We start from the raw sequence: 20643 nt of genomic DNA on the forward strand, positions 1-20643 counted from the left end.
GCCAGACTGAAAGGACGATTGAGACCATGGATGTTGTGACCAAGCCCATTACCCCCTTCGACGGCCAGAAACCCGGCACCTCGGGCCTGCGCAAGAAGACCCGCGTGTTCATGCAGCCGGGTTATCTCGAGGCCTTCGTGCAGGCGACCTTCAACGCGATTGGCGGGGTCGCGGGCAAGACGCTCGTGGTGGGCGGCGACGGGCGGTACTTCAACGCCGAGGCCATTCAGACCATCCTGCGCATGGCGGCTGCGGGCGGCGCGGCGCGTGCTATCGTCGGGCAGAACGGGTTGCTCTCGACGCCTGCCGCGTCAAACTTGATCCGGCAGCGCGGCGCGGACGGCGGGCTAATTCTGTCGGCCAGCCACAACCCGGGCGGGATCGACGAGGATTTCGGCCTGAAATACAACATCTCGAACGGCGGCCCCGCCCCCGAAAGCGTGACGACGGCGATCTTTGACCAGACGAAAACGCTTTCCGAATACAAGACGCTGGCGGCTGCCGACCTCGACTTGTCGGCCTTGGGCGAAAGCGGCCTTGGCACCATGGTGGTCGAGATCGTCGACCCGGTGACGGATTACGCGGCACTGATGGAAACGCTCTTTGACTTCGGCGCGATCCGCGACCTGTTGGCGGGCGGTTTCACCGTGAAGTTCGACGCCATGCATGCGGTGACGGGGCCCTACGCCAAGGCGATCCTCGAAGGCACCCTTGGCGCGCCCGAAGGCACCGTGCTGAACGGCACCCCCTCGGTGGATTTCGGCAAGGGCCACCCGGACCCGAACCCGATCTGGGCGAAACCGCTGGTGGACATGGTCATGTCTGAGGATGGGCCGGACTTCGCCGCGGCCTCGGATGGGGACGGCGACCGCAACATGATCCTGGGCCGCGGCGTCTACGTCACGCCGTCCGACTCGCTGGCGGTGCTGGCGGCCAACGCTCACCTTGCCCCGGGCTATGCACGCGGGCTGGCAGGCGTGGCGCGGTCCATGCCGACCTCGCGCGCCTCTGACCGCGTCGCGGCGAAACTTGGAATCGGGTCCTACGAGACCCCCACAGGTTGGAAGTTCTTTGGCAACCTGCTGGACGCGGGCAAGGCGACGCTGTGTGGCGAGGAAAGCGCCGGGACGGGGTCGGACCATGTTCGGGAAAAGGACGGTCTGTGGGCGGTGCTGCTGTGGCTGAACATCCTCGCGGTCCGCAAAGCGTCCGTGGCCGACATCCTGCTCGACCACTGGCAGACCTACGGACGCGACTACTACTCGCGCCACGATTACGAGGCGGTGGATACGGGCATTGCCAACGCCATCATGGATGACCTCAAGGCCATGACCGAACTGCCCGCAGGCATCGAGAAGATCGACAGCTTCGCCTACACTGATCCGGTGGACGGCTCGGTTTCGGAAAACCAGGGGATGCGCATATTCTTTGCCGATGGCGCCCGCGCCGTGCTGCGCCTGTCCGGCACCGGCACCGAGGGCGCGACGATCCGGGTCTATCTGGAACGCTACGTGGGTCCCGATGGTTCGCTGACCGAAGACACCCAGGCGGCGCTCGCGCCATTGGTTCAGGCAGTTGAAAACCTGACCGGCCTGAAGGCCCGCACCGGCCGCGCCGCGCCGGATGTGATGACCTGAGCCAGCGGGAGCCAGCCCCCGCACCCCCGGAGATATTTGCACCAAGAAGAAACACAAGCGCGCGCCCCTGTTTCTTCTTGGTCCAAGTACCTCCGGGGGTGAATTCTCCGCAGGAGAAGAGGGGGCAGCGCCCCCTCCCCCTGTTCCCCTCTCGCGAATCCGCTTGCGTTTTGCGGAACGCTCCCCTATATCGCCCTCAACAGCGAGGTTCCGGCAACGGTGCCCACCGATACGACGAGCGGGCCGCTGGCCCGCTTTTTTGTTTTACGCGCCCGAAAGGCACATGAATGAACCAGATGATCGCCAAGACCGGCATGGACAAGCGGATCGCCGAGATCATAACGCCTGTCATCGAGGACATGGGCTTCGAGGTCGTGCGCATCCGCCTGCAAAGCGGCGAGACTCCGCTGCTGCAGATCATGGCGGAACGCCCCGAGGGCGGCATCCACGTAGACGAATGCGCCGAGATCTCGACCGCCGTGTCCGCCGTGCTGGACGTCGAAGACCCGATTTCGGACGCCTATACGCTGGAAGTCGGCTCCCCCGGCATTGACCGTCCGCTGACGCGTCTCAAGGATTTCGACACCTACGAAGGCTATGAAGCCAAGCTGGAGACCGCCGATCTGATCGATGGTCGCAAGCGATTCCGTGGTATCCTCGCCGGAACCGAGGGCGACGAGGTGCTCATCAACATCGAGGATCACACCGCCGAAGACGGCACCGTGACCATCGGCCTGAACTTCGACTGGCTGGCGGATGCCAAGCTGGTCATGACCGACGAATTGGTCCGCGAAATGCTCAAGGCCCGCAAGAAGGCCGAGGCCGAGGGCAAGCTGGACGAAGACAAGTTTGACGACATCGAGGCCGAAGGGCCCGAGGAGGAGTAAGAGATGGCAATCACCTCAGCCAACCAGCTCGAGCTGCTACAAACGGCCGAAGCCGTCGCGCGCGAGAAGATGATCGACCCCGGTCTGGTCGTCGAAGCGATGGAGGAATCCCTCGCCCGCGCGGCGAAGTCGCGTTACGGCGCCGAGATGGACATCCGCGTCTCGATCGACCGCCGGACGGGTCGCGCGACCTTTACCCGGGTCCGCACCGTGGTCGAAGACGACATGGTCGAGAACTACCAGGCCGAGATGACCGTCAAGCAGGCCAAGCAATACATGGCCGACCCCCAGATCGGTGACACCTTCGTCGAGGAAGTGCCCCCCGTCGAGCTGGGCCGGATCGCGGCCCAGTCGGCCAAGCAGGTCATCCTGCAGAAGGTTCGCGAAGCCGAGCGGGATCGCCAGTACGACGAGTTCAAGGACCGCGCAGGCACCATCATCAACGGTCAGGTAAAGCGCGAGGAATACGGCAACGTCATCGTCGACGTGGGCCGTGGCGAAGCCATCCTGCGCCGCAACGAGAAGATCGGCCGCGAATCCTATCGCCCCGGCGACCGCATCCGCTGTTACATCAAGGATGTCCGCCGCGAGACCCGCGGCCCGCAGATCTTCCTGTCGCGTACCGCGCCGGAATTCATGGCCGAGCTGTTCAAGATGGAAGTGCCGGAAATCTACGACGGCGTCATCGAGATCAAGGCCGTGGCCCGTGACCCCGGTTCGCGTGCGAAGATCGCCGTGATCTCCTATGACAACGGCATCGACCCGGTCGGCGCCTGCGTCGGTATGCGCGGCTCGCGCGTTCAGGCGGTGGTGAACGAGCTTCAGGGCGAGAAGATCGACATCATCCCGTGGAACGAGGACGTGCCGACCTTCCTCGTCAACGCGCTTCAGCCTGCCGAAGTGTCGAAGGTGGTTCTGGACGAAGAAGCCGAGCGCATCGAAGTGGTTGTGCCTGACGAGCAGCTCTCGCTGGCGATTGGTCGTCGCGGTCAGAACGTGCGTCTGGCCTCTCAGCTGACCGGCCTCGACATCGACATCATGACCGAGGAAGAAGAATCCAAGCGCCGCCAGAAGGAATTCGAAGAGCGCACCCGCCTGTTCATGGACACGCTGGATCTGGACGAATTCTTTGCTCAGCTGCTGGTTTCTGAAGGTTTCACCAACCTCGAAGAAGTAGCCTACGTCGAACTGGACGAATTGCTCGTCATCGACGGCGTGGACGAAGGTACGGCCGAGGAACTGCAGACCCGCGCCCGCGAGCACCTGGAAGAGCAGGCCCGCAAAGCCGAAGCCCGCGCCCGCGAACTGGGGGCCGACGACAGCCTGTTCGGATTCGAAGGGCTGACACCGCAGATGATCGAGGCCCTGGCCGAGGATGGCGTGAAGACCCTCGAGGACTTTGCCACCTGCGCCGACTGGGAACTGGCCGGTGGCTGGACCACCGTGGACGGCCAGCGCCAGAAGGATGATGGCCTGCTGGAGAAGTTCGGCGTCGATCTCGACGAGGCGCAGAACATGGTGATGACCGCACGCGTCCTGCTGGGTTGGGTCGACCCGACCGAGATGACCGCCGAGGAAGAAGACGGCGATGACATCGCCGAAGAGGCAGAGGAATAAGAGATTGACCCGAGGGGGACGCGACACCAACCGCGAAGACGGTCCTGAACGGAAGTGCATCGCCACCGGCGAGGTGCAGCCGAAGCATGGCCTCATCCGCTTTGTCGCGGGCCCCGAAGGGCGTATCGTGCCCGATCTGGCTGGAAAACTGCCGGGTCGTGGCCTATATGTCTCTGCTGACCGGGCTGCGATCGACAAGGCGGCAAAGAAGAACCTCTTTGCCCGTGCCGCGAAACAGCCCGTCCAGGTCCCCGAGGGCCTGTCGGATCTTCTGGAACAGATGTTGGCGAAGCGGGTCATCGACCTGATCTCGCTGGCGCGCAAGTCCGGCGAGGCAGTCGCCGGGTACGAAAAGGTGAAGGCCAAGCTCCAGATGGAGGAGGCCACGGTATTGATCCAGGCCGAGGACGGTTCGGGTCGGGGAAAGACGAAACTGAGCACGCCATACGGCGGGCGATACATTGGCTGGCTGACCGCGGACGAACTGGGCGCGGCCTTTGGCCGACAAACTGTCATACACGCCGCGCTTGGCTCTGGTGGACTCGTTCCACGTATTGTAGAGGAAGCCATGCGCTTGAAGGGACTCCGGGCATCGTCGCAACCGGCGACGGCGTCCGAGGATCACGGCGGCAAGGCCCGCCGGAAAGGATGAAGACGTTTTATGAGCGATAACGACGGCAAAAAGACCCTGGGTGTTCGTGGTGGTGGCGCTGGCCGTTCAGGCAGCGTGAAGCAGAGCTTCAGCCATGGACGCACCAAGAACGTCGTGGTGGAGACCAAGCGCAAGCGCGTCGTGGTGCCCAAGCCCGGTGCTGGCGCCGCGGCTGGTGCCACCGGCGGCAAGGGACCCATTGGCGGCTCGGGCGGCAAGCGCCCGGCAGGCATTTCCGACGCAGAGATGGAGCGCCGCCTGAAGGCCCTTCAGGCCGCCAAGGCGCGCGAAGTCGAAGAGGCTGCGCAGCGCGAGGCCGAGGAGAAGGCCCGCGCCGAAGAGCGTGACCGCCTCCGCGCCGAGAAGGAACAGAAAGAGCGCGAGCAGCGCGAAGCCGAGGAAGCGATCAAGCGCAAGGCCGAAGAGGAAGAGCGCAAGGAACGCGAGGCCCGCGAAGCCGAGGAAAAGAAGGCCAAGGCCGCCGCAGCAGCGGCTGCCCAGCCTGCACCCGAAGACGCGGCCCGCAAGGCGCGCGACGCCGGCAAGGCCGCCCCTGCTCCGCGCCGCGAGACGGTGGACAACGACGACCGTGGCCGTGGCCGTGGCCGCGACGATTCCGGTCGCCGATCGGGCAAGCTGACGCTGAACCAGGCGCTGTCCGGTGGCGAAGGTGGCCGTCAGAAGTCCATGGCCGCGATGAAGCGCAAGCAAGAGCGTGCGCGTCAGAAGGCGATGGGCGGTGCTCAGGCACGTGAAAAGGTCATCCGTGACGTTCAGTTGCCCGAGGCGATCACCGTCGCGGAACTGGCGAACCGCATGGCGGAGCGCGTGGCTGACGTGGTGAAGGCGCTGATGCAGATGGGCATCATGGCGACCCAGAACCAGACGATCGACGCTGACACTGCGGAACTGATCATCGAGGAATTCGGCCACAAGATGACCCGCGTCTCCGACGCGGACGTCGAGGACGTGATCCAGCAGGTCGAGGACAAGGAAGAAGACCTTCAGTCCCGTCCGCCGGTCATCACCATCATGGGCCACGTCGACCACGGCAAGACCTCGCTGCTGGACGCGATCCGCAACACCAGTGTGACCTCCGGCGAAGCTGGCGGGATCACCCAGCACATCGGCGCCTACCAGGTGACGACGAAGGATGGCCAGGTACTGTCGTTCCTCGACACTCCGGGCCACGCCGCCTTTACCTCTATGCGTTCGCGCGGGGCTCAGGTGACGGACATCGTGGTGCTGGTGGTTGCTGCGGATGACGCCGTGATGCCGCAGACTGTCGAGGCGATCAACCACGCCAAGGCCGCCGGTGTTCCGATGATCGTGGCGATCAACAAGATCGACAAGCATTCGGCCAACCCGACCAAGGTGCGCACCGACCTTCTGCAACACGAAGTGGTCGTGGAACAGATGTCCGGTGAAGTGCAGGACGTCGAGGTTTCGGCCCATACGGGTCAGGGTCTGGATCAGCTGCTCGAAGCCATTGCACTGCAAGCAGAAATTCTGGAACTGAAGGCAAACCCGAACCGCCCCGCCGTTGGCGCGGTGATCGAGGCGCAGCTGGACGTGGGCCGCGGTCCCGTGGCCACCGTTCTGGTTCAGAACGGCACGCTGCGTCAGGGCGATATCTTTGTCGTGGGCGAGCAGTACGGCAAGGTCCGTGCGCTCATCAACGACAAGGGCGAGCGCGTTGCCGAAGCTGGTCCGTCCGTGCCCGTCGAGGTGCTGGGCCTGAACGGCACGCCGGAAGCCGGGGACGTCCTGAACGTGACCGAGACCGACGCGCAGGCCCGTGAAATCGCTGAGTACCGCGCCCACGCGGCCAAGGAAAAGCGCGCGGCTGCAGGTGCGGCGACCACGCTGGACCAGCTGCTCCAGAAGGCCAAGGACGACGCGAATGTGTCGGAGCTGCCGATCCTGGTGAAAGCCGATGTGCAGGGCTCTGCGGAAGCGATCGTTCAGGCGATGGAGAAGATCGGCAACGACGAGGTGCGCGTCCGCGTGCTGCACTCGGGTGTCGGCGCCATCACCGAAACCGACGTGGGTCTGGCCGAAGCATCGGGCTGCCCGGTCATCGGCTTCAACGTCCGTGCCAACGCTCCGGCCCGCAACGCGGCCAACCAGAAGGGCGTCGAGATCCGTTACTACTCGGTGATCTACGACCTCGTGGATGACGTGAAGGCGGCGGCCTCGGGCCTGCTGTCCAACGAGATCCGCGAAAACTTCATCGGCTATGCCAACATCAAGGAGGTCTTCAAGGTCTCCAACGTGGGCAAGGTCGCTGGCTGCCTTGTCACCGAGGGTGTGGCGCGTCGTTCCGCAGGCGTCCGCCTGCTGCGCGACAACGTCGTGATCCACGAGGGCACCCTGAAGACGCTCAAGCGCTTCAAGGACGAGGTCTCCGAGGTCATCTCGGGTCAGGAATGTGGTATGGCGTTCGAGAACTACGACGACATCCGCCCCGGCGATGTCATCGAAATCTTCGAGCGCGAAGAGATCAAGCGCACGCTGGCCTGATCGCCTGAAACACATGAATTCAAAGGCCGCGATCCGAAAGGTTCGCGGCCTTTTTCCATGGGTTTTTCAGCGTTGAGAGCGCCGCAAAAACGAAAGGCCCCCGGATGAACCGGGGGCCTTTTCGCATGTGTCAGGCAGGGGCAGTGTGTCCCCTGAGCGGTCGCCCTCAGGCGGCCTTGGCCACCGGAGCAACGAGGTGCCCGGTGTAGACGCGGTCGCCGACGCGCACAGCCACGCGGCCATCCGGCAGCGTCTGTTCCAGCATCCCCTGGACCGAAATGTAGTTCCCGATGGTGATCGTTTTCAGCATGCCAATTCCTCCCCAGAGCAGCAGTTGACGCGAGCAGATATAAGCCTATCCGGAAAAAATTGCTACATTGCTAAGTCACAAAAACGCCATGATTGCGCAACAATGTTAGGCAGGCACCGCCGGAAGTGGCTAAATATTCCCCAAATGCTCCGATGACCGTGTCCGGACCATGGACAATTAACCGATTCAGAGCCAATCGCGAAGAATCGGAATCAGGGGGATATCCGCCGGTGGCATGGGGTAGTCCTTCAGATGCTGCGCCTTCACCCATTTCAGCGCCTGCCCCTCCTTCGACATCGGCGTCCCCGCCCACTTTCGACAGGCATAAAGCGGCATCAGCAGGTGGAAGTCGTCGTAGCTGTGCGAGGCAAAGGTCAGCGGCGCCAGGCAGCTGTTCCACGTTTCGATGCCCAGTTCCTCGTGCAGCTCGCGCACCAGTGCGGCCTCGGGGGTTTCACCGGGTTCGACCTTGCCACCGGGAAATTCCCACAGGCCCGCCATGGACTTGCCCTCGGGACGTTGGGCCAGCAGCACACGGCCATCGGTGTCGATCAGGGCGACAGCGGAGACGAGAATGATCTTTTTCAAGCGGAGACTCCGTCGGATAGTGAGGAGCGGGGCTCTGCCCGTCGCCATCGGGCTTGAACCAATGGCGCGCAATGGCGACCCCGGAGATATTTGGACCAGGAAGAAGCCAGGGGGCCGGTGCGTGCCCCCGGCGTGGGTCACGAGCGGTAGTCGGCGTTGATCGAGATATAGCCGTGGGTCAGATCGCAGGTCCAGACGGTTGCCTTGCCCTGCCCCAGGCCGATATCCACGTCGATGCTGATTTCCGGCTGCTTCATCACAGCGGCGCCCTGCTCTTCGCGGTAGTCGGGGCTGACCCAGCCCTTTTCCGCGACGAGGATGTCACCGAAGCGGATGGTCAGCGTGTCGCGGTCGGCGGCGGCACCCGATTTCCCGACGGCCATGACCACGCGGCCCCAGTTGGGGTCTTCGCCCGCGATGGCGGTCTTGATGAGGGGTGAGTTGGCGATGGACAGCGCGTGGGTGCGCGCATCGGCGTCGGAGGCCGCACCGGTAACGTTGACGGTCACGAACTTGGTCGCACCTTCGCCGTCCTTGACCACGAGGTGTGCGAGTTCGCGAAACACGTCATGTACGGCCGTGGCGAAATCGGCGTTGCCCTCGACGTTCAAGCCAGACGCACCCGTGGCACCCATCAGCAGCGTGTCCGAGGTCGAGGTGTCCGAATCCACGGTAATGCAGTTGAAGGTGCGGGCGTTGGCGTCAGAGACGATCTGTTGCAGAGCCGCGCGGCTGATCTGGGCGTCGGTGAAGACGTAGACCAGCATGGTGGCCATGTCGGGCGCGATCATGCCCGAGCCCTTGGCGATACCCGCGATCTTGACCTCCTTGCCGTCCACCGTGACGGTGCGCGACGCGCCCTTGGGGAAGGTATCTGTGGTCATGATGGCCTTGGCCGCGGCGGCAATTTCCATGCGGGAGAGGTTGCCCGTGACCTCGTCAAGCTTGGCGATGATGCGGTCATGCGGCAGCGGCTGGCCGATCACGCCGGTGGATGAGGTGAAGATGCGGTCCTCGGGCAGGCCCGTCGCTTCCGCGGCGGCCTTGCAGATCGCATCCACCGACATTTGCCCCGCAGAGCCGGTGAAGGCGTTGGAGTTGCCGGAGTTCACGAGGATCGCGGCGCCCTTGTCGGAGTCGCCACCGATCTTGGCCTGGCAGTCCAGCACCGGGGCCGAGCGCGTGGCGGAGCGGGTGAACACGCCTGCCATGACGGAGCCGGGGTCCAGCACCGCCAGCATGACGTCGGTGCGCTCCTTGTACTTGACCCCCGCTGCGGCGGTGGCAAAGCGGACGCCTTCGATCACCGGCAGCTCCGGGAAGGCGGCGGGCGCGAGGGGAGAAACGGGATAGGCCATGCTTATTCCTCCAGCAGTTCGGTACGCGACAGGATCGACGGATCGACATCGGTCTGCGGTGCGCGGGTGATCCTGGTTTTTTCCATCAGCCCGTCGATGTGCTGTTCAACTGCTTCCTGCTGAACGGTGCGCTCGATGTCGGCGCGCACGTCTGCCAGCAAGGGCGCTTCGGCAGAACGCGTGTTGTTCAGCTTGATGACATGCCAGCCGAACTGGGTCTGCACCGGGCCGACCACGTCGCCGGGGTTCATCCCCTCGACCGCCTTCTGGAACGGCTCTACCATCATGCCGTCGCCGAACCAGCCCAGCGAACCGCCGTTGGGGCCGGACGGACCGGTGGATTTTTCGCGCGCCGTCGCGGCGAAATCGGCACCGTTCTTCACGTCTTCAAGAACGGCCTGAGCCTCGGCCTCGGTGTCCAGCAGGATGTGAGAGGCGTTGTATTCCTTGCCCTTGTCCACATCGACGAAGTCGCGCTGGTAGATTTCCAGCACCTTCGCCTCGTTCACGGCACGGCGTGCGACAGAGGTGATCGCCACGGCGGCCATCAGGGAGCGCTGTTCATTGTCCATCGACAGGCGGACCAGTGCGGTTTCATGGGCGTCGCCGGACTGGGCGAGGACCTCTTGCTGGATGAGTTGTTCCAGCAGGCCATCCCAAAGCTGGTCGTCGGGGATCATCTGGTATTGCTCTGGCAGGCCTGCCTTCGCCACCATCATGTGACCAACCGTGATTTCCTTGCCGTTCACCGTCGCGACCACTTGGCCGAGGTTCCCAAGGCCGGCTGCGCCGTGACCGGTGTCCGCCGTGACCCCGTGATCGCCTGCCGGAGCAGCATGATCATCCGCTGCGCCGTGATCCGTTGCTGCCGCGCCGTGATCGGCGGCCGGAGCGGCACCGTGGTCCGCTGCCGGCGCTGCACCATGATCGGCGGCCGGTTCGCCGTGACCGGCGGTCTCGGCCGCCACGGGCAGGGCGAACGTCAGCGACAGCATCGCGGCACCCAGAAGTGTGGTTTTCGTCATACCGTCCTCCTCATCCGCCGACCCGGAGGCCCGGCGGCGTTGACACTTACCGGCCTCCCGCTTACATGCCGGATGGGCCTGCGTGGCCGGTCTCCTGGCCTGTCTATTGGCTCGGTGCGAGGCGGGCAAGCAGATGCCGCACACGAAACCGGGAAGGTAGCTCAGGAATGTTGGGAAAACTCGCGCGCAAGGTCTTTGGCACGCCGAACGACCGCAAGATCAAGGCGACGCGCCCGATCGTGGACAAGATCAACGCACTGGAGCCGGAATTCGAGAAACTCGACGATGCCGGTCTGGTGGCCAAGACCGCCGAGTTCCGCGAGCGTCTGGAGAAGGGTGAATCCCTCGACCACCTGCTGCCCGAGGCCTTTGCCAACTGCCGGGAAGGCGCCAAGCGGGCGCTGGGTCTGCGCGCCTTCGACGTGCAGCTGATGGGCGGGATCTTCCTGCATCAGGGCAACATCGCCGAGATGAAGACCGGTGAAGGCAAGACGCTGATGTCGACCTTTGCGGCCTATCTGAACGCGCTGACGGGCCGGGGCGTGCATATCGTCACCGTGAACGACTACCTCGCCAAGCGTGACGCCGAATGGATGGCCAAGGTCTACGGCGCGCTGGGTCTGACGACCGGCGTGATCTACCCGCAGCAGCCCGAGCAGGAAAAGAAGGCGGCGTATGAGTGTGACATCACCTATGCCACCAACAACGAGCTGGGTTTCGACTACCTGCGCGACAACATGAAGTCGGACATCCGGCAGATGCACCAGCGCGATCACTACTTTGCGATCGTCGACGAGGTGGACTCGATCCTGATCGACGAGGCGCGGACACCGCTCATCATCTCTGGCCCTGCCGACGACCGGTCGGATCTGTATGTCGCCATCGACAAGCTGATCCCCGAACTGAACGAGGATCACTACGAGGTCGACGAGAAGACCCGCAACGTGTCCTTTACCGACGAGGGCAACGAGTACCTCGAAGAGCACCTGCACGCCCGTGGCCTGCTGCCCGAGGGTCAGTCGCTGTACGACCCCGAGAGCACGACCGTCGTGCACCACGTCAACCAGGCGATCCGTGCACACAAGCTGTTCCTGAAGGACAAGGACTACATCGTCCGTGACGGCGAGGCGATGCTGATCGACGAATTCACCGGCCGCATGATGTCGGGGCGTCGTCTTTCGGACGGCCTGCACCAAGCCATCGAGGCCAAGGAAGGCCTGGAGATCAAGCCCGAGAACGTGACGCTGGCCTCGGTGACCTTCCAGAACTACTTCCGCCTGTATGAAAAGCTGGGTGGCATGACCGGTACGGCCTCCACCGAGGCCGACGAATTCATGGAGATCTACGGGCTGGGCGTGGTCGAGGTTCCGACCAACCGCCCCATCGCGCGAATCGACGAAGACGATCAGGTCTACCGTACAGCGCGCGAGAAATACGCCGCCATCGTCGAGGAGATCAAGCTGGCGCACGAACGGCAGCAGCCGGTTCTGCTGGGCACGACCTCCATCGAGAAGTCCGAGATGCTGAGCCAGATGCTGACGCAGGCGGGCGTGCCGCACAACGTCCTGAACGCGCGCCAGCACGAGAAAGAGGCGCAGATCGTCGCAGACGCAGGCCGTCTGGGCGCCGTGACCATCGCCACGAACATGGCGGGCCGCGGCACCGACATCAAGCTGGGCGGCAACGTCGAGTTCAAGATCATGGAAGCGATCGAGGCCAATCCCGACCGCCACCCCGACGACATCCGCGCCGAGATCGAAGAGGCGCACAAGGCGGACGAACAGGCAGTGAAGGATGCAGGTGGTCTGTTCGTGCTGGCCTCCGAACGCCACGAGAGCCGCCGGATCGACAACCAGTTGCGTGGCCGCGCCGGTCGTCAGGGCGACCCGGGCCGCTCGTCCTTCTTCCTGTCGCTCGAGGATGACCTGATGCGCATCTTCGGCTCCGACCGCCTGGACAAGGTGCTGTCGAGCCTCGGCATGAAGGAAGGCGAGGCCATCGTTCATCCTTGGGTGAACAAGTCGCTCGAACGCGCGCAGGCGAAGGTCGAGGGTCGCAACTTCGACATGCGCAAGCAGATCCTGAAGTTCGACGACGTGATGAATGACCAGCGCAAGATGATCTTTGCGCAGCGCCGCGAGATCATGGAATCGACCGACCAGTCCGAGATCATCGAGGACATGCGCGAGGACGTGATCGAGGACCTGGTGGACACCTTCTGCCCGCCGCGCAGCTACTCGGACCAGTGGGACCTTCAGGGCCTTTATGCCGCCTGCATCGAGAAACTGGGCATCGACGTTCCGGTCATGGCCTGGGGCGCCGAGGACGGCGTGGATCAGGACGTGGTCAAGGAACGCATCACCGAGGCGGCGGATGCCTTTATGGCCTCCAAGGAAGAGGCCTTTGGCCCTGACAACATGCGCTCGATCGAGAAGCAGGTGCTGTTGCAGACCATCGACAAGAAGTGGCGCGAGCACCTTCTGACACTGGAACACCTGCGCTCCGTGATCGGCTTCCGGTCCTACGCGCAGCGCGACCCGCTGAACGAGTACAAGAACGAGGCGTTCCAGCTGTTCCAGAACCTGTTGGAAGGCCTGCGCGAGACGGTGACGGAACAGCTGTCGCAGATCCGCCCGATGACCGAAGAAGAGCGTCAGCAGATGATGGCGGAACTGCGGGAACAGCAGCAGGCCATGCAGGCTGCGCTGCGCGCTCAGCAGGAAGCCGCAGCGCCGGTCCTTTCTGAAACCGCAGCGGATGGTTCCGCCCCCACCGAAGCTGCGGCTGCACCCGTCGAATACGCAAACGCCATCCCCGGCTTTGACGAAAACGACCGCAGCACCTGGGGCAATCCGGGCCGCAACGACCTGTGCCCCTGCGGCTCGGGCGAGAAGTTCAAACACTGCCACGGCAGCCTCGTCTGAGACGCTTTTTGAAGAAGACGGTGGAGTTTGTCCCAAACCGAGGCAAGTTTGTCCCGAGGTCTGTATTTAGGGGGCGCCGAAAGGCGCCCCTACTTTATTTAGTGCCTGCTGTTTAGGAAAATCTATTTCACATCCGAGCCAGTTCTGACCGCCCGCTCAGGCACGCCCCAGTCCACCGCCCCGCCTGAAAGACACCAAAGCACCGCTGGATGCTACTCTTGCGGCGATGTCCGTCTCCCCCTCGACCGCAGAGCCAGTCGATCCGCTCGCACGCGGAAGCGACTGGCGACAAGAAGAGCTTCGTCTGCCGCACATGATCGCGATCCATCGCGTCCGGCCAATCTCTGGCGGTCCGCCATCAGCATGTCGCCCGATCTCGGAGAATGTGCCTACGCCTCGAATATGGCGCGCCCAACACAAGAAGAGGGGCATCGGTCAACTTATCTCCGGACAGGGCACGACCCACACAGAGGGCGGAAAGCGGTCCTTCGCTGCGCTCCCAATCAGATTAGCCCAACCACTGGAAGCGGACGCTCAGAGTTACCCCAAATCGAAGCTTTTGATGCTCCGGGCTTTTAACGAGTTGGCAGATCCGAAATGGCATTTCCTCTTATAAATCAGGCACGAGCCGATGGCTGGCACCGGACATCATCTCATAATGTGGACCCTGTCCGTAGAATTCAAATACGCGACGGAAAACACTGCGAAGGCGTTCGCCCGCATCTGCATCAAAGTAGAATTCCTCTGCGCCAAGATAGCCATGTGATCCGTCGTTTAGAGAGCGTCGAAGTGCGCCAAAGGCAAAGGCGTCCGCTCCATCAAGGTTGTCGAGGCCTGACATCCAATCTCTGTTGCCGATAAACTTGAAGTAGTGTTCCAAAATGCGGCGCATCGCATTGCAGAGAGCCACCGGGACTGTCGCTGGATCATTCACCTCGTCCCAAAGCGCACGATAGGCTGTCATGATCGGAGTATTCGTCCCATGGCTCGTCACCGACGAAACTCCAGCGGGCTTTCGGAGGATCCAATGTTTTGGATCTGGGGCTTTACCCTTCCAATAGCTACTGATCTCGTGATGGAAATGTGCATTGTGTGTCAGGACAATGACTTGAGAGATCCGACCGCCCGGGGCACACGCGTCCTCGAACAGTTTTCGGACCATGGCTGCGACCGTATGCACTGCGGCGGCGTCTTGGCTTGTCATCGGGTCGTCGATCACCACGACACGTCCTAAATTTTTTTCCGCTTCGTCGTGGTCGCCCGCCAAATGGTGGTAAAGATATACGAAGGCAAGGAAAGAACGCTCACCTTCCGACAGCGTGTCGCCAGTCGGCGACCCATCGGAGCGATGAACGGCGTAGGTGCCATCACCCGATGTGGGGCGAAGGTGAAAGCCATTATGCCCCTGTAGTCGCAGCAGCTCATTGATCGCGTCGGCGGTTGCCTCAATGCCTGTGATGCCGCGCCGAAGATCAGATATTTCTCCATTCAACTGTGCGACTTTAGCTTCGCGCTGCTCGATTGTATTGCTGAGACCCTCAACCTTTTTCAGAAGCGGCTCTCGGCGCGCATCGTGGCCTATGTATTCGGACCGCGTGTCTGCGAGGAAACGGCACCATACCTCCTCCTGCCACGCAGAGCGTTCTCGGGCGAAATTCTCGGATAGATTCGTTTGATGATCAGCCTTGGCGTTAGCCCCATGCATGAATGACAGGACCATCCCGAAAGCGTCATCATCCACTTCCAAATCGATTTCGGACGATGGAGCCGACAGCTTGCGATCAATGGCTTCGAGATTGCGACGGTGGAGTTCTATCCATGCGGAAAATGCCTTGTTGGCATCTGCATCCAAAAGCGGCGAACCAACCACCTCGGCGATCCATCCGTCAATAGCCTCGATATTTTTAGCATAAATGGCTCTGTCCCGACGGATCGCCTCAAGCCCGCTTTCATAGGTAGCGTCGAAAATCGCAGCGATGCGAGTCGAAAGGGAGTGGTCGACAGGTTGTTGGCAGAATGGACACCGGCCGGAAGACTGCCGCAAGAGGGGGAGGCCAGCCTTCACCCAGTCAGCACTTCCGAGTTCTGCGACCAATTCAGCGATTGGTTGGTCGCTCGCCGGCACAAGAGGTCTGCGTAGGCGCTCTTGGACGGTTTCTTCGGCCGACGGCCTGGGTGGTAAAGGCAGGCGCTCGGCTACCGCTGGCGGATTGCCTGCAAAGGTCTGCGCCTGCTCGAGAAGGTCGGCGAGAGACTTCGGTTCTTCGCCAGACCACCTTTCCGCACGGTCATAGTATTCGGTTGCAAAGCGGGCCTCGGCGTTCCAAGTGCCGACGAACGTCAGAGATTTGTGCGGCGTCCATACTTCCTTTCTCTTATTCCAGATTCTCTTACTAAAATCCGCATTTTCAGCTTTAAGTGCAGGTTCACCTTCAGGTCCCTGCAGGCGCACCTTTGCAGATTTCAACCTTTCATATTCATCATCTCGCTCGCCCTCCTTCTGCTCCACCTCCCGCGCCGCAACAGCGTCATCACCGAGAGTGTAGATGCCGGGCATCGCCCGTGATGGATGGCAGTTGCGGGCGATATAGTCTCGCCCAAAAACGATCACTTCCTTTGGCCCTGAAGCCCATCCCGTGGCGCACGATGGATATGACATCAAGTCTGCGAGCACCCGGCTGATGGTCGATTTACCCGAACCATTGGGTCCAAAGATGACGTTGCAAGGCCCAAGGTCGTCGAGCCGGATACCAGTATCGGAAAAAGAAGCTTCAGAACGAATTTCAACAAAAGTCAGCATCGTTAAATGGTCTTCCTCAAAATTTGCCAGCCCTCAACAAGACGTTCCGCTCTAAAGACAGGCGCGCTATGACTTTTCGGCGATATCGTCTCGAATTGTCGCCACCGAAGACTGATGCAAGAAAAAACACCTCATCCCGGAGGGGTCCCTCCAATTAGGCCGATTGGACCTGATTTCTTCGCCAACCGCGAAGCCGCACTTTATCTACCACTCCAAGTTAGCTTGCCGTACTTTATGCTGCAAGATGCGACGGGCGACCGGTTCGGGGAAGCTGTTCCGCAGCGTTGTTTAGGAGTGAGAGCGGCAGCTATGGGCCGAAAACTACTACGTTCTCCGCCCGGACCGAATAACCGCTGAGGGCCCGAGTTCGGCAGAGAAAGAACATTTAGTCAATGAAGAGCTCCTCCAAAGGCTCATTCGATGCCCTAGCCACTGCCCTTTGGAAGAAACCCTCAAAGTCCGAGTACCATTCGGGCACAACTCCAGAAAATTTTACTGCCGACAACAAGCGGTCGTTGGGGAACGGTAGATCAAGGTCAGCACTTCCACCTCGAGAGAATTTGAACAGGCTTTCCGCCAAGGCATGTAAAAGTGCCCAACGGTAGCACAAAGAAATGCGTGTGTATCCGTCAGCTCCTTGTTCGTGCGGCGTTTTGACAAGCGGACCAGATAGTTCCCAGTCTGTGCTAGCCAAGGCGACTTGGTAGCCACGCAGGATTGCTTGCAACCGTACCCGAACGGGCGCGGGACTGACTTTAATCATCGCTTTGATGCTCTGCACGTGTGTTGCTTCCAACGACATATCTTCGTTAGCGAGAGCTCTATAGATTTCTCCGTGCCCTACTAGATCCTGAATTCCCCTCCGGCTTATCTCGCATATGCGAGATAGAGCTAGCGGCATTGCCGCTCTTTCGGCTTCTAGTTCTGCAAGCTTTCGATCAGCTTCGATCTCATTCTGGTGCCGGATCTGTCTTAGTATGCCCGCATAGGCTATGGCCGCGGCGGCAATGGTAGCGGCAATCGTAACAAACGACACCGCTTCACTTTCAATTATCGCCCCCACCTGAGGATCAAGCAACCAACACAGCAACAGAGTAATAATTGTGCCGCTAGCGAGGCCGCCAGGGAAACCATCTCGCATGCACTGCCTCCCAACTTGCGCCAGTCTTATGAAAATAAACCCGATACCGCGCTTGGCAAATATTTTCTAGTTTGGAAAGTTTTTCGATGGAGTGGGGAGGCGATGAGTGCAACTCGGGAGGACATGATCCCAGAGTACTTCATCTGCCAAACAACGCCATTCACAATTTGTGCGTGGATGTCCGCTTTTGCGACTGAGCTGCGGCGTCTCGGCGGATCGTTGAAAGGCCGCTTTGGGCCGGAAGCGACGATGTCTTCAACCACGGCCGGGGTCCTAGTTGCCGCGCCGCCGCACGTCCGTTTGGAGCCCAAAGTCACGAATACAGCGCTGTGTTCCAATGTCGGCGATGCGCGTAAAGCGGACCCTGCCACTGAGAGAAGCGTCTGTCGCATACCTTTTTCGGACCAAGGCTTGGAAATCGTGAGCGACAACGCCCCGATCCGCTCCCCGTCAACCAACAGAAATATTCGATAGAGTGGATCTATTTCAGTATGGCATTTGTAATCGGGGCATCAGCGCGACGGGATCGGGCGACAGTGCTCTCACGTTATTGGGCTGTGACCGAAAATAACCCGCTGATCCTCTTAAAAATGACACAAAGCCATTGAAGCTGAACCAAATATTTAGCCGATAACATTGGGGACTTTTGTGCTTTCACTGTCAGTAATTGGATTTCAGGCAATGATCGCCGCATCTCTGGTCGTGGCGCGGATTTTGGGGGCCGCGTACAACAAGCCCGATTGGCTTTTCTGGGCCGCATTCGGCTGGACCGCCTTCACGTTTGCCTTTGTGTTCGCGTCCCCACTGATCCTCTTGCAACTCGTGGTGATTTGGGGCGTCACCGCATGGATCAGGCCGAAAGATGAAGATGAACCCCGTCCCACCAGCGAGCTGGAAACGCTGACCGCAGACGACGAGAACTGGCACCGATATTTCCAGCACCATTGCGAATCTCCGGCGGAAGTCGCCTTTCTCGACGCTATGGTCGAAGCTTTCAATCTCACGCCTCAAAAGGGCCGCTTGCGCGGCGGCGGGCTGACCTTGCAGATGCAGGTTTCAGTCATGAATTACCGCCTCGACTTCCTGATCGACGATGGCCTGATTGTCGAGGTTGATGGCGCACAATGGCACTCCTCGCCCGAAGCCATCGAGCGCGATGCCGAACGAGACAAAGCGCTTGCAGCGAAAGGATATGAAATCCTGCGCATTCCTGCAAAAGTCACGCTCTACAAGCCCCATGATGCCATTAAGCTGGTTCGCCAAACGCGCTCAGGCTGGTTGGTCCGCAAGGCGAAGATGCGCGCCAGCCGCGCGCAAAGGGCGGATGGAATGATCGCAAAACATAAGGCACAAACGAACAAGCCAAAATTCAGCATGTCCGGACTCGCGGCCTCCGTGGAAAATGGTCTCGAAAGCTTCACCGCTGGCATGGACAACATCAATGCGGAACTAAGGCAGTTCAATGAGCGTACGGAAAAATGGATTAAAGAAGATCGCAAGCGCGTCGCTCAGGAAGCTAATGAAAGAATGAGGCGCCTTCAAGAAGAATTGGATGCTGACCCCGAATTAGCAAAAATATACGAACAGATTTCGGCAGAGTTTGACGAAAAGCGCTGAAATACGCCAGAAACTCCACAATCGCTAGATATTTGACGTCTCGCTTATGTGGATTTTCCAGCTCGCGTTGCACATTCGGCGTTGATGACATCGCCCCCCAACAAGGCAGGGCAAAGCGGGTAGGATGCGGCCACTAGAATTCTCATTTTGAAAGTCCGCTTCGTCCGCATACCGGACATTGGCCTCTTGTCGCATGCTGCGCGCAGTCAGGAACGACCGGTTCAGGCACGCTGCGTCGCAGAGATAGCTGCCTTGGGAAATGTCTGTTAATGGGATGTACCGGCTGCTTCACCCAGCAGGTTAGGCTGTGCCTATTTCTGCCAGTTGGAGGAGTAGCATGGAAAAGAAAACATTCGATCAGCTGATGTCCATCGGGATCGACATCGGCAAGGATAGGTTCCACCTCGTCGGGTTTGACTGCGATGGCCAATTGGTGTTGCGCAAGCAGATCAAGCGATCGGCACTCGTCGCGACATTCGAGAAGTTGCCGCGATGCATCGTCGGGATGGAAGCCTGCCTGAGCGCTCATTTCGTCAGTCGAACCCTGCGTCAGCTTGGTTTTGAGCCGCGCATCATCCCCGCGATCTACGTGAAGCCTTTCATCAAGGGGCAGAAGAACGACTACAATGATGCCGAGGCGATCGCGGAGGCGGCGCTGCGCCCGAACCTGCCGATCGTGCCTGAGAAGAACCAGGACCAGCTCGACCTGCAAGCCCTGCATCGGGTGCGGTCCCGCTTGGTGTCGCGCCGGACCGCGACCATCAACCAGATCCGCGCCTTCCTGATTGAACAAGGGATCACGGTGCGCAAAGGGCTTCGGGCTTTGAAGAACTCCTTCGAGGTGATCCTCGAGGAACGCAAAGACGAGATCTCGCCGCGCATGCGGGCCATCCTGATTGGCCTGTATGGCGATTGGCTCTGGTTGGACGATCGGATCGAAACCGTTTCGAAGGAGATTGAACAGATCAGTCGGACCGAGGAGAATTGCGTCAACGTCATGACCATTCCCGGTATCGGACCAATGATCTCGACGGCCATGGTTGCGGCGATTGGCACGGGAGAGGCATTCGGGCGCGGACGGGATTTCGCCGCATGGATCGGCCTGGTTCCCAGACAATACAGCACCGGCGGACGAACGGTGCTCGGCCGCATTTCCAAACGCGGCAGTCGATACCTGAGGATGCTGTTCGTTCAGGCTGCCAAGGTCATCCTCATGCGGGCCAATCGATGGCAGGATTTCAGCTTTGGTGATTGGCTGATCCGGGCATCGGAAAGAATGAACAGGAACAAGCTGGCCGTGGCGCTGGCAAACAAACTGGCACGCATGGCCTGGAGCATCCTGAGACACAGAACCGCGTTTGACGCACCACGAGACGAGGTCGCTGTCGGCATCTGAGCCGAGACGGCCCAAAGGAGTTCGCGACAGATCGAAAGCATGGAACGGAACAATTACGCCCCCAGAATCTGACGGCCCATTCGGTCCTTGTGGACCTTTCCGCTAATTAGATCACGGCGCGTGCGTAACCCCAACAAGGCCACGACCCGCGTGTCGATCAACAGGCCG

Annotated in this window: 14 protein-coding genes; 8 read left to right on the forward strand and 6 right to left on the reverse strand. The window is 60.9% G+C overall.

All coding sequences use genetic code 11. The features are described 5' to 3' along the window. Positions 1 to 26: 26 nt before the first annotated feature. From ACP16H_RS11610 to infB, 5 genes are all read left to right on the forward strand, one after another. On the forward strand, positions 27 to 1637 hold the full coding sequence (locus tag ACP16H_RS11610) for an alpha-D-glucose phosphate-specific phosphoglucomutase (RefSeq protein ID WP_425072455.1): 1611 nt from the start codon (positions 27 to 29) through the stop codon (positions 1635 to 1637). Between the two features lie 287 nt (positions 1638 to 1924). Further along, on the forward strand, positions 1925 to 2524 hold the full coding sequence (rimP, locus tag ACP16H_RS11615; protein ID WP_425072456.1) for a ribosome maturation factor RimP: 600 nt from the start codon (positions 1925 to 1927) through the stop codon (positions 2522 to 2524). 3 nt (positions 2525 to 2527) lie between these two features. Then, positions 2528 to 4141 (forward strand): transcription termination factor NusA, encoded by a 1614-nt coding sequence (gene nusA, locus ACP16H_RS11620; protein ID WP_425072457.1) that lies wholly within the window; start codon positions 2528 to 2530, stop codon positions 4139 to 4141. A gap of 4 nt (positions 4142 to 4145) precedes the next feature. Further along, positions 4146 to 4793, forward strand: a complete 648-nt coding sequence (locus ACP16H_RS11625) for an RNA-binding protein (RefSeq protein WP_425072458.1) — start codon at positions 4146 to 4148, stop codon at positions 4791 to 4793. A 9-nt stretch (positions 4794 to 4802) separates the two neighbouring features. After that, on the forward strand, positions 4803 to 7316 hold the full coding sequence (gene infB, locus ACP16H_RS11630) for a translation initiation factor IF-2 (protein WP_425072459.1): 2514 nt from the start codon (positions 4803 to 4805) through the stop codon (positions 7314 to 7316). A gap of 166 nt (positions 7317 to 7482) precedes the next feature. On the opposite strand, the gene ACP16H_RS11635 is transcribed toward infB, so the two are convergent. The 4 genes from ACP16H_RS11635 to ACP16H_RS11650 all read right to left on the reverse strand — a co-directional run bounded on the left by ACP16H_RS11635 (position 7483) and on the right by ACP16H_RS11650 (position 10597). After that, on the reverse strand, positions 7483 to 7626 hold the full coding sequence (locus ACP16H_RS11635) for a hypothetical protein (protein WP_425072460.1): 144 nt from the start codon (positions 7624 to 7626) through the stop codon (positions 7483 to 7485). 186 nt (positions 7627 to 7812) lie between these two features. Then, positions 7813 to 8214: an 8-oxo-dGTP diphosphatase MutT gene (gene mutT / locus ACP16H_RS11640; RefSeq protein WP_425072461.1), complete on the reverse strand. Its 402-nt coding sequence runs from the start codon at positions 8212 to 8214 to the stop codon at positions 7813 to 7815. A gap of 137 nt (positions 8215 to 8351) precedes the next feature. Next, on the reverse strand, positions 8352 to 9572 hold the full coding sequence (argJ, locus tag ACP16H_RS11645; protein ID WP_425072462.1) for a bifunctional glutamate N-acetyltransferase/amino-acid acetyltransferase ArgJ: 1221 nt from the start codon (positions 9570 to 9572) through the stop codon (positions 8352 to 8354). 2 nt (positions 9573 to 9574) lie between these two features. Continuing rightward, entirely contained in the window at positions 9575 to 10597 is a 1023-nt protein-coding gene (locus tag ACP16H_RS11650) for a peptidylprolyl isomerase (protein WP_425072463.1), read from the reverse strand. Between the two features lie 167 nt (positions 10598 to 10764). Here ACP16H_RS11650 and secA point away from each other — a divergent pair, with 167 nt between their 5' ends. Then, positions 10765 to 13521, forward strand: a complete 2757-nt coding sequence (gene secA / locus ACP16H_RS11655) for a preprotein translocase subunit SecA (protein ID WP_425072464.1) — start codon at positions 10765 to 10767, stop codon at positions 13519 to 13521. Positions 13522 to 14131: 610 nt separating this feature from the next. Here the strand turns inward: secA and ACP16H_RS11660 are convergent. Both ACP16H_RS11660 and ACP16H_RS11665 read right to left on the reverse strand, forming a co-directional pair. Continuing rightward, positions 14132 to 16321, reverse strand: coding sequence for an AAA family ATPase (locus ACP16H_RS11660; RefSeq protein ID WP_425072465.1), 2190 nt, complete (start codon positions 16319 to 16321; stop codon positions 14132 to 14134). Between the two features lie 385 nt (positions 16322 to 16706). Beyond that, positions 16707 to 17462: a hypothetical protein gene (locus ACP16H_RS11665; protein ID WP_425072466.1), complete on the reverse strand. Its 756-nt coding sequence runs from the start codon at positions 17460 to 17462 to the stop codon at positions 16707 to 16709. Between the two features lie 681 nt (positions 17463 to 18143). Here ACP16H_RS11665 and ACP16H_RS11670 point away from each other — a divergent pair. Together ACP16H_RS11670 and ACP16H_RS11675 are read left to right on the forward strand one after the other, a co-directional pair. Continuing rightward, positions 18144 to 19079 carry an endonuclease domain-containing protein gene (locus tag ACP16H_RS11670; RefSeq protein WP_425072467.1) on the forward strand — a complete coding sequence of 312 codons (936 nt, stop codon included), beginning with the start codon at positions 18144 to 18146 and terminating at the stop codon, positions 19077 to 19079. 337 nt (positions 19080 to 19416) lie between these two features. After that, entirely contained in the window at positions 19417 to 20475 is a 1059-nt protein-coding gene (locus ACP16H_RS11675; RefSeq protein WP_425072468.1) for an IS110 family transposase, read from the forward strand. Positions 20476 to 20643: the final 168 nt, after the last annotated feature.

Origin of the sequence: Sagittula sp. S175 (assembly GCF_049800975.1) — a bacterium.
In the GTDB taxonomy this organism is placed as follows: Bacteria; Pseudomonadota; Alphaproteobacteria; order Rhodobacterales; family Rhodobacteraceae; genus Sagittula.

Coding starts and splice junctions, on each gene's coding strand:
- ACP16H_RS11610 (WP_425072455.1), top strand. CDS start 27: ATGGATGTTGTGACCAAGCCCATTACCCCCTTCGACGGCCAGAAACCC.
- rimP (WP_425072456.1), top strand. CDS start 1,925: ATGAACCAGATGATCGCCAAGACCGGCATGGACAAGCGGATCGCCGAG.
- nusA (WP_425072457.1), top strand. CDS start 2,528: ATGGCAATCACCTCAGCCAACCAGCTCGAGCTGCTACAAACGGCCGAA.
- infB (WP_425072459.1), top strand. CDS start 4,803: ATGAGCGATAACGACGGCAAAAAGACCCTGGGTGTTCGTGGTGGTGGC.
- ACP16H_RS11635 (WP_425072460.1), bottom strand. CDS start 7,626: ATGCTGAAAACGATCACCATCGGGAACTACATTTCGGTCCAGGGGATG.
- argJ (WP_425072462.1), bottom strand. CDS start 9,572: ATGGCCTATCCCGTTTCTCCCCTCGCGCCCGCCGCCTTCCCGGAGCTG.
- ACP16H_RS11650 (WP_425072463.1), bottom strand. CDS start 10,597: ATGACGAAAACCACACTTCTGGGTGCCGCGATGCTGTCGCTGACGTTC.
- secA (WP_425072464.1), top strand. CDS start 10,765: ATGTTGGGAAAACTCGCGCGCAAGGTCTTTGGCACGCCGAACGACCGC.
- ACP16H_RS11660 (WP_425072465.1), bottom strand. CDS start 16,321: ATGCTGACTTTTGTTGAAATTCGTTCTGAAGCTTCTTTTTCCGATACT.
- ACP16H_RS11665 (WP_425072466.1), bottom strand. CDS start 17,462: ATGCGAGATGGTTTCCCTGGCGGCCTCGCTAGCGGCACAATTATTACT.
- ACP16H_RS11670 (WP_425072467.1), top strand. CDS start 18,144: ATGATCGCCGCATCTCTGGTCGTGGCGCGGATTTTGGGGGCCGCGTAC.
- ACP16H_RS11675 (WP_425072468.1), top strand. CDS start 19,417: ATGGAAAAGAAAACATTCGATCAGCTGATGTCCATCGGGATCGACATC.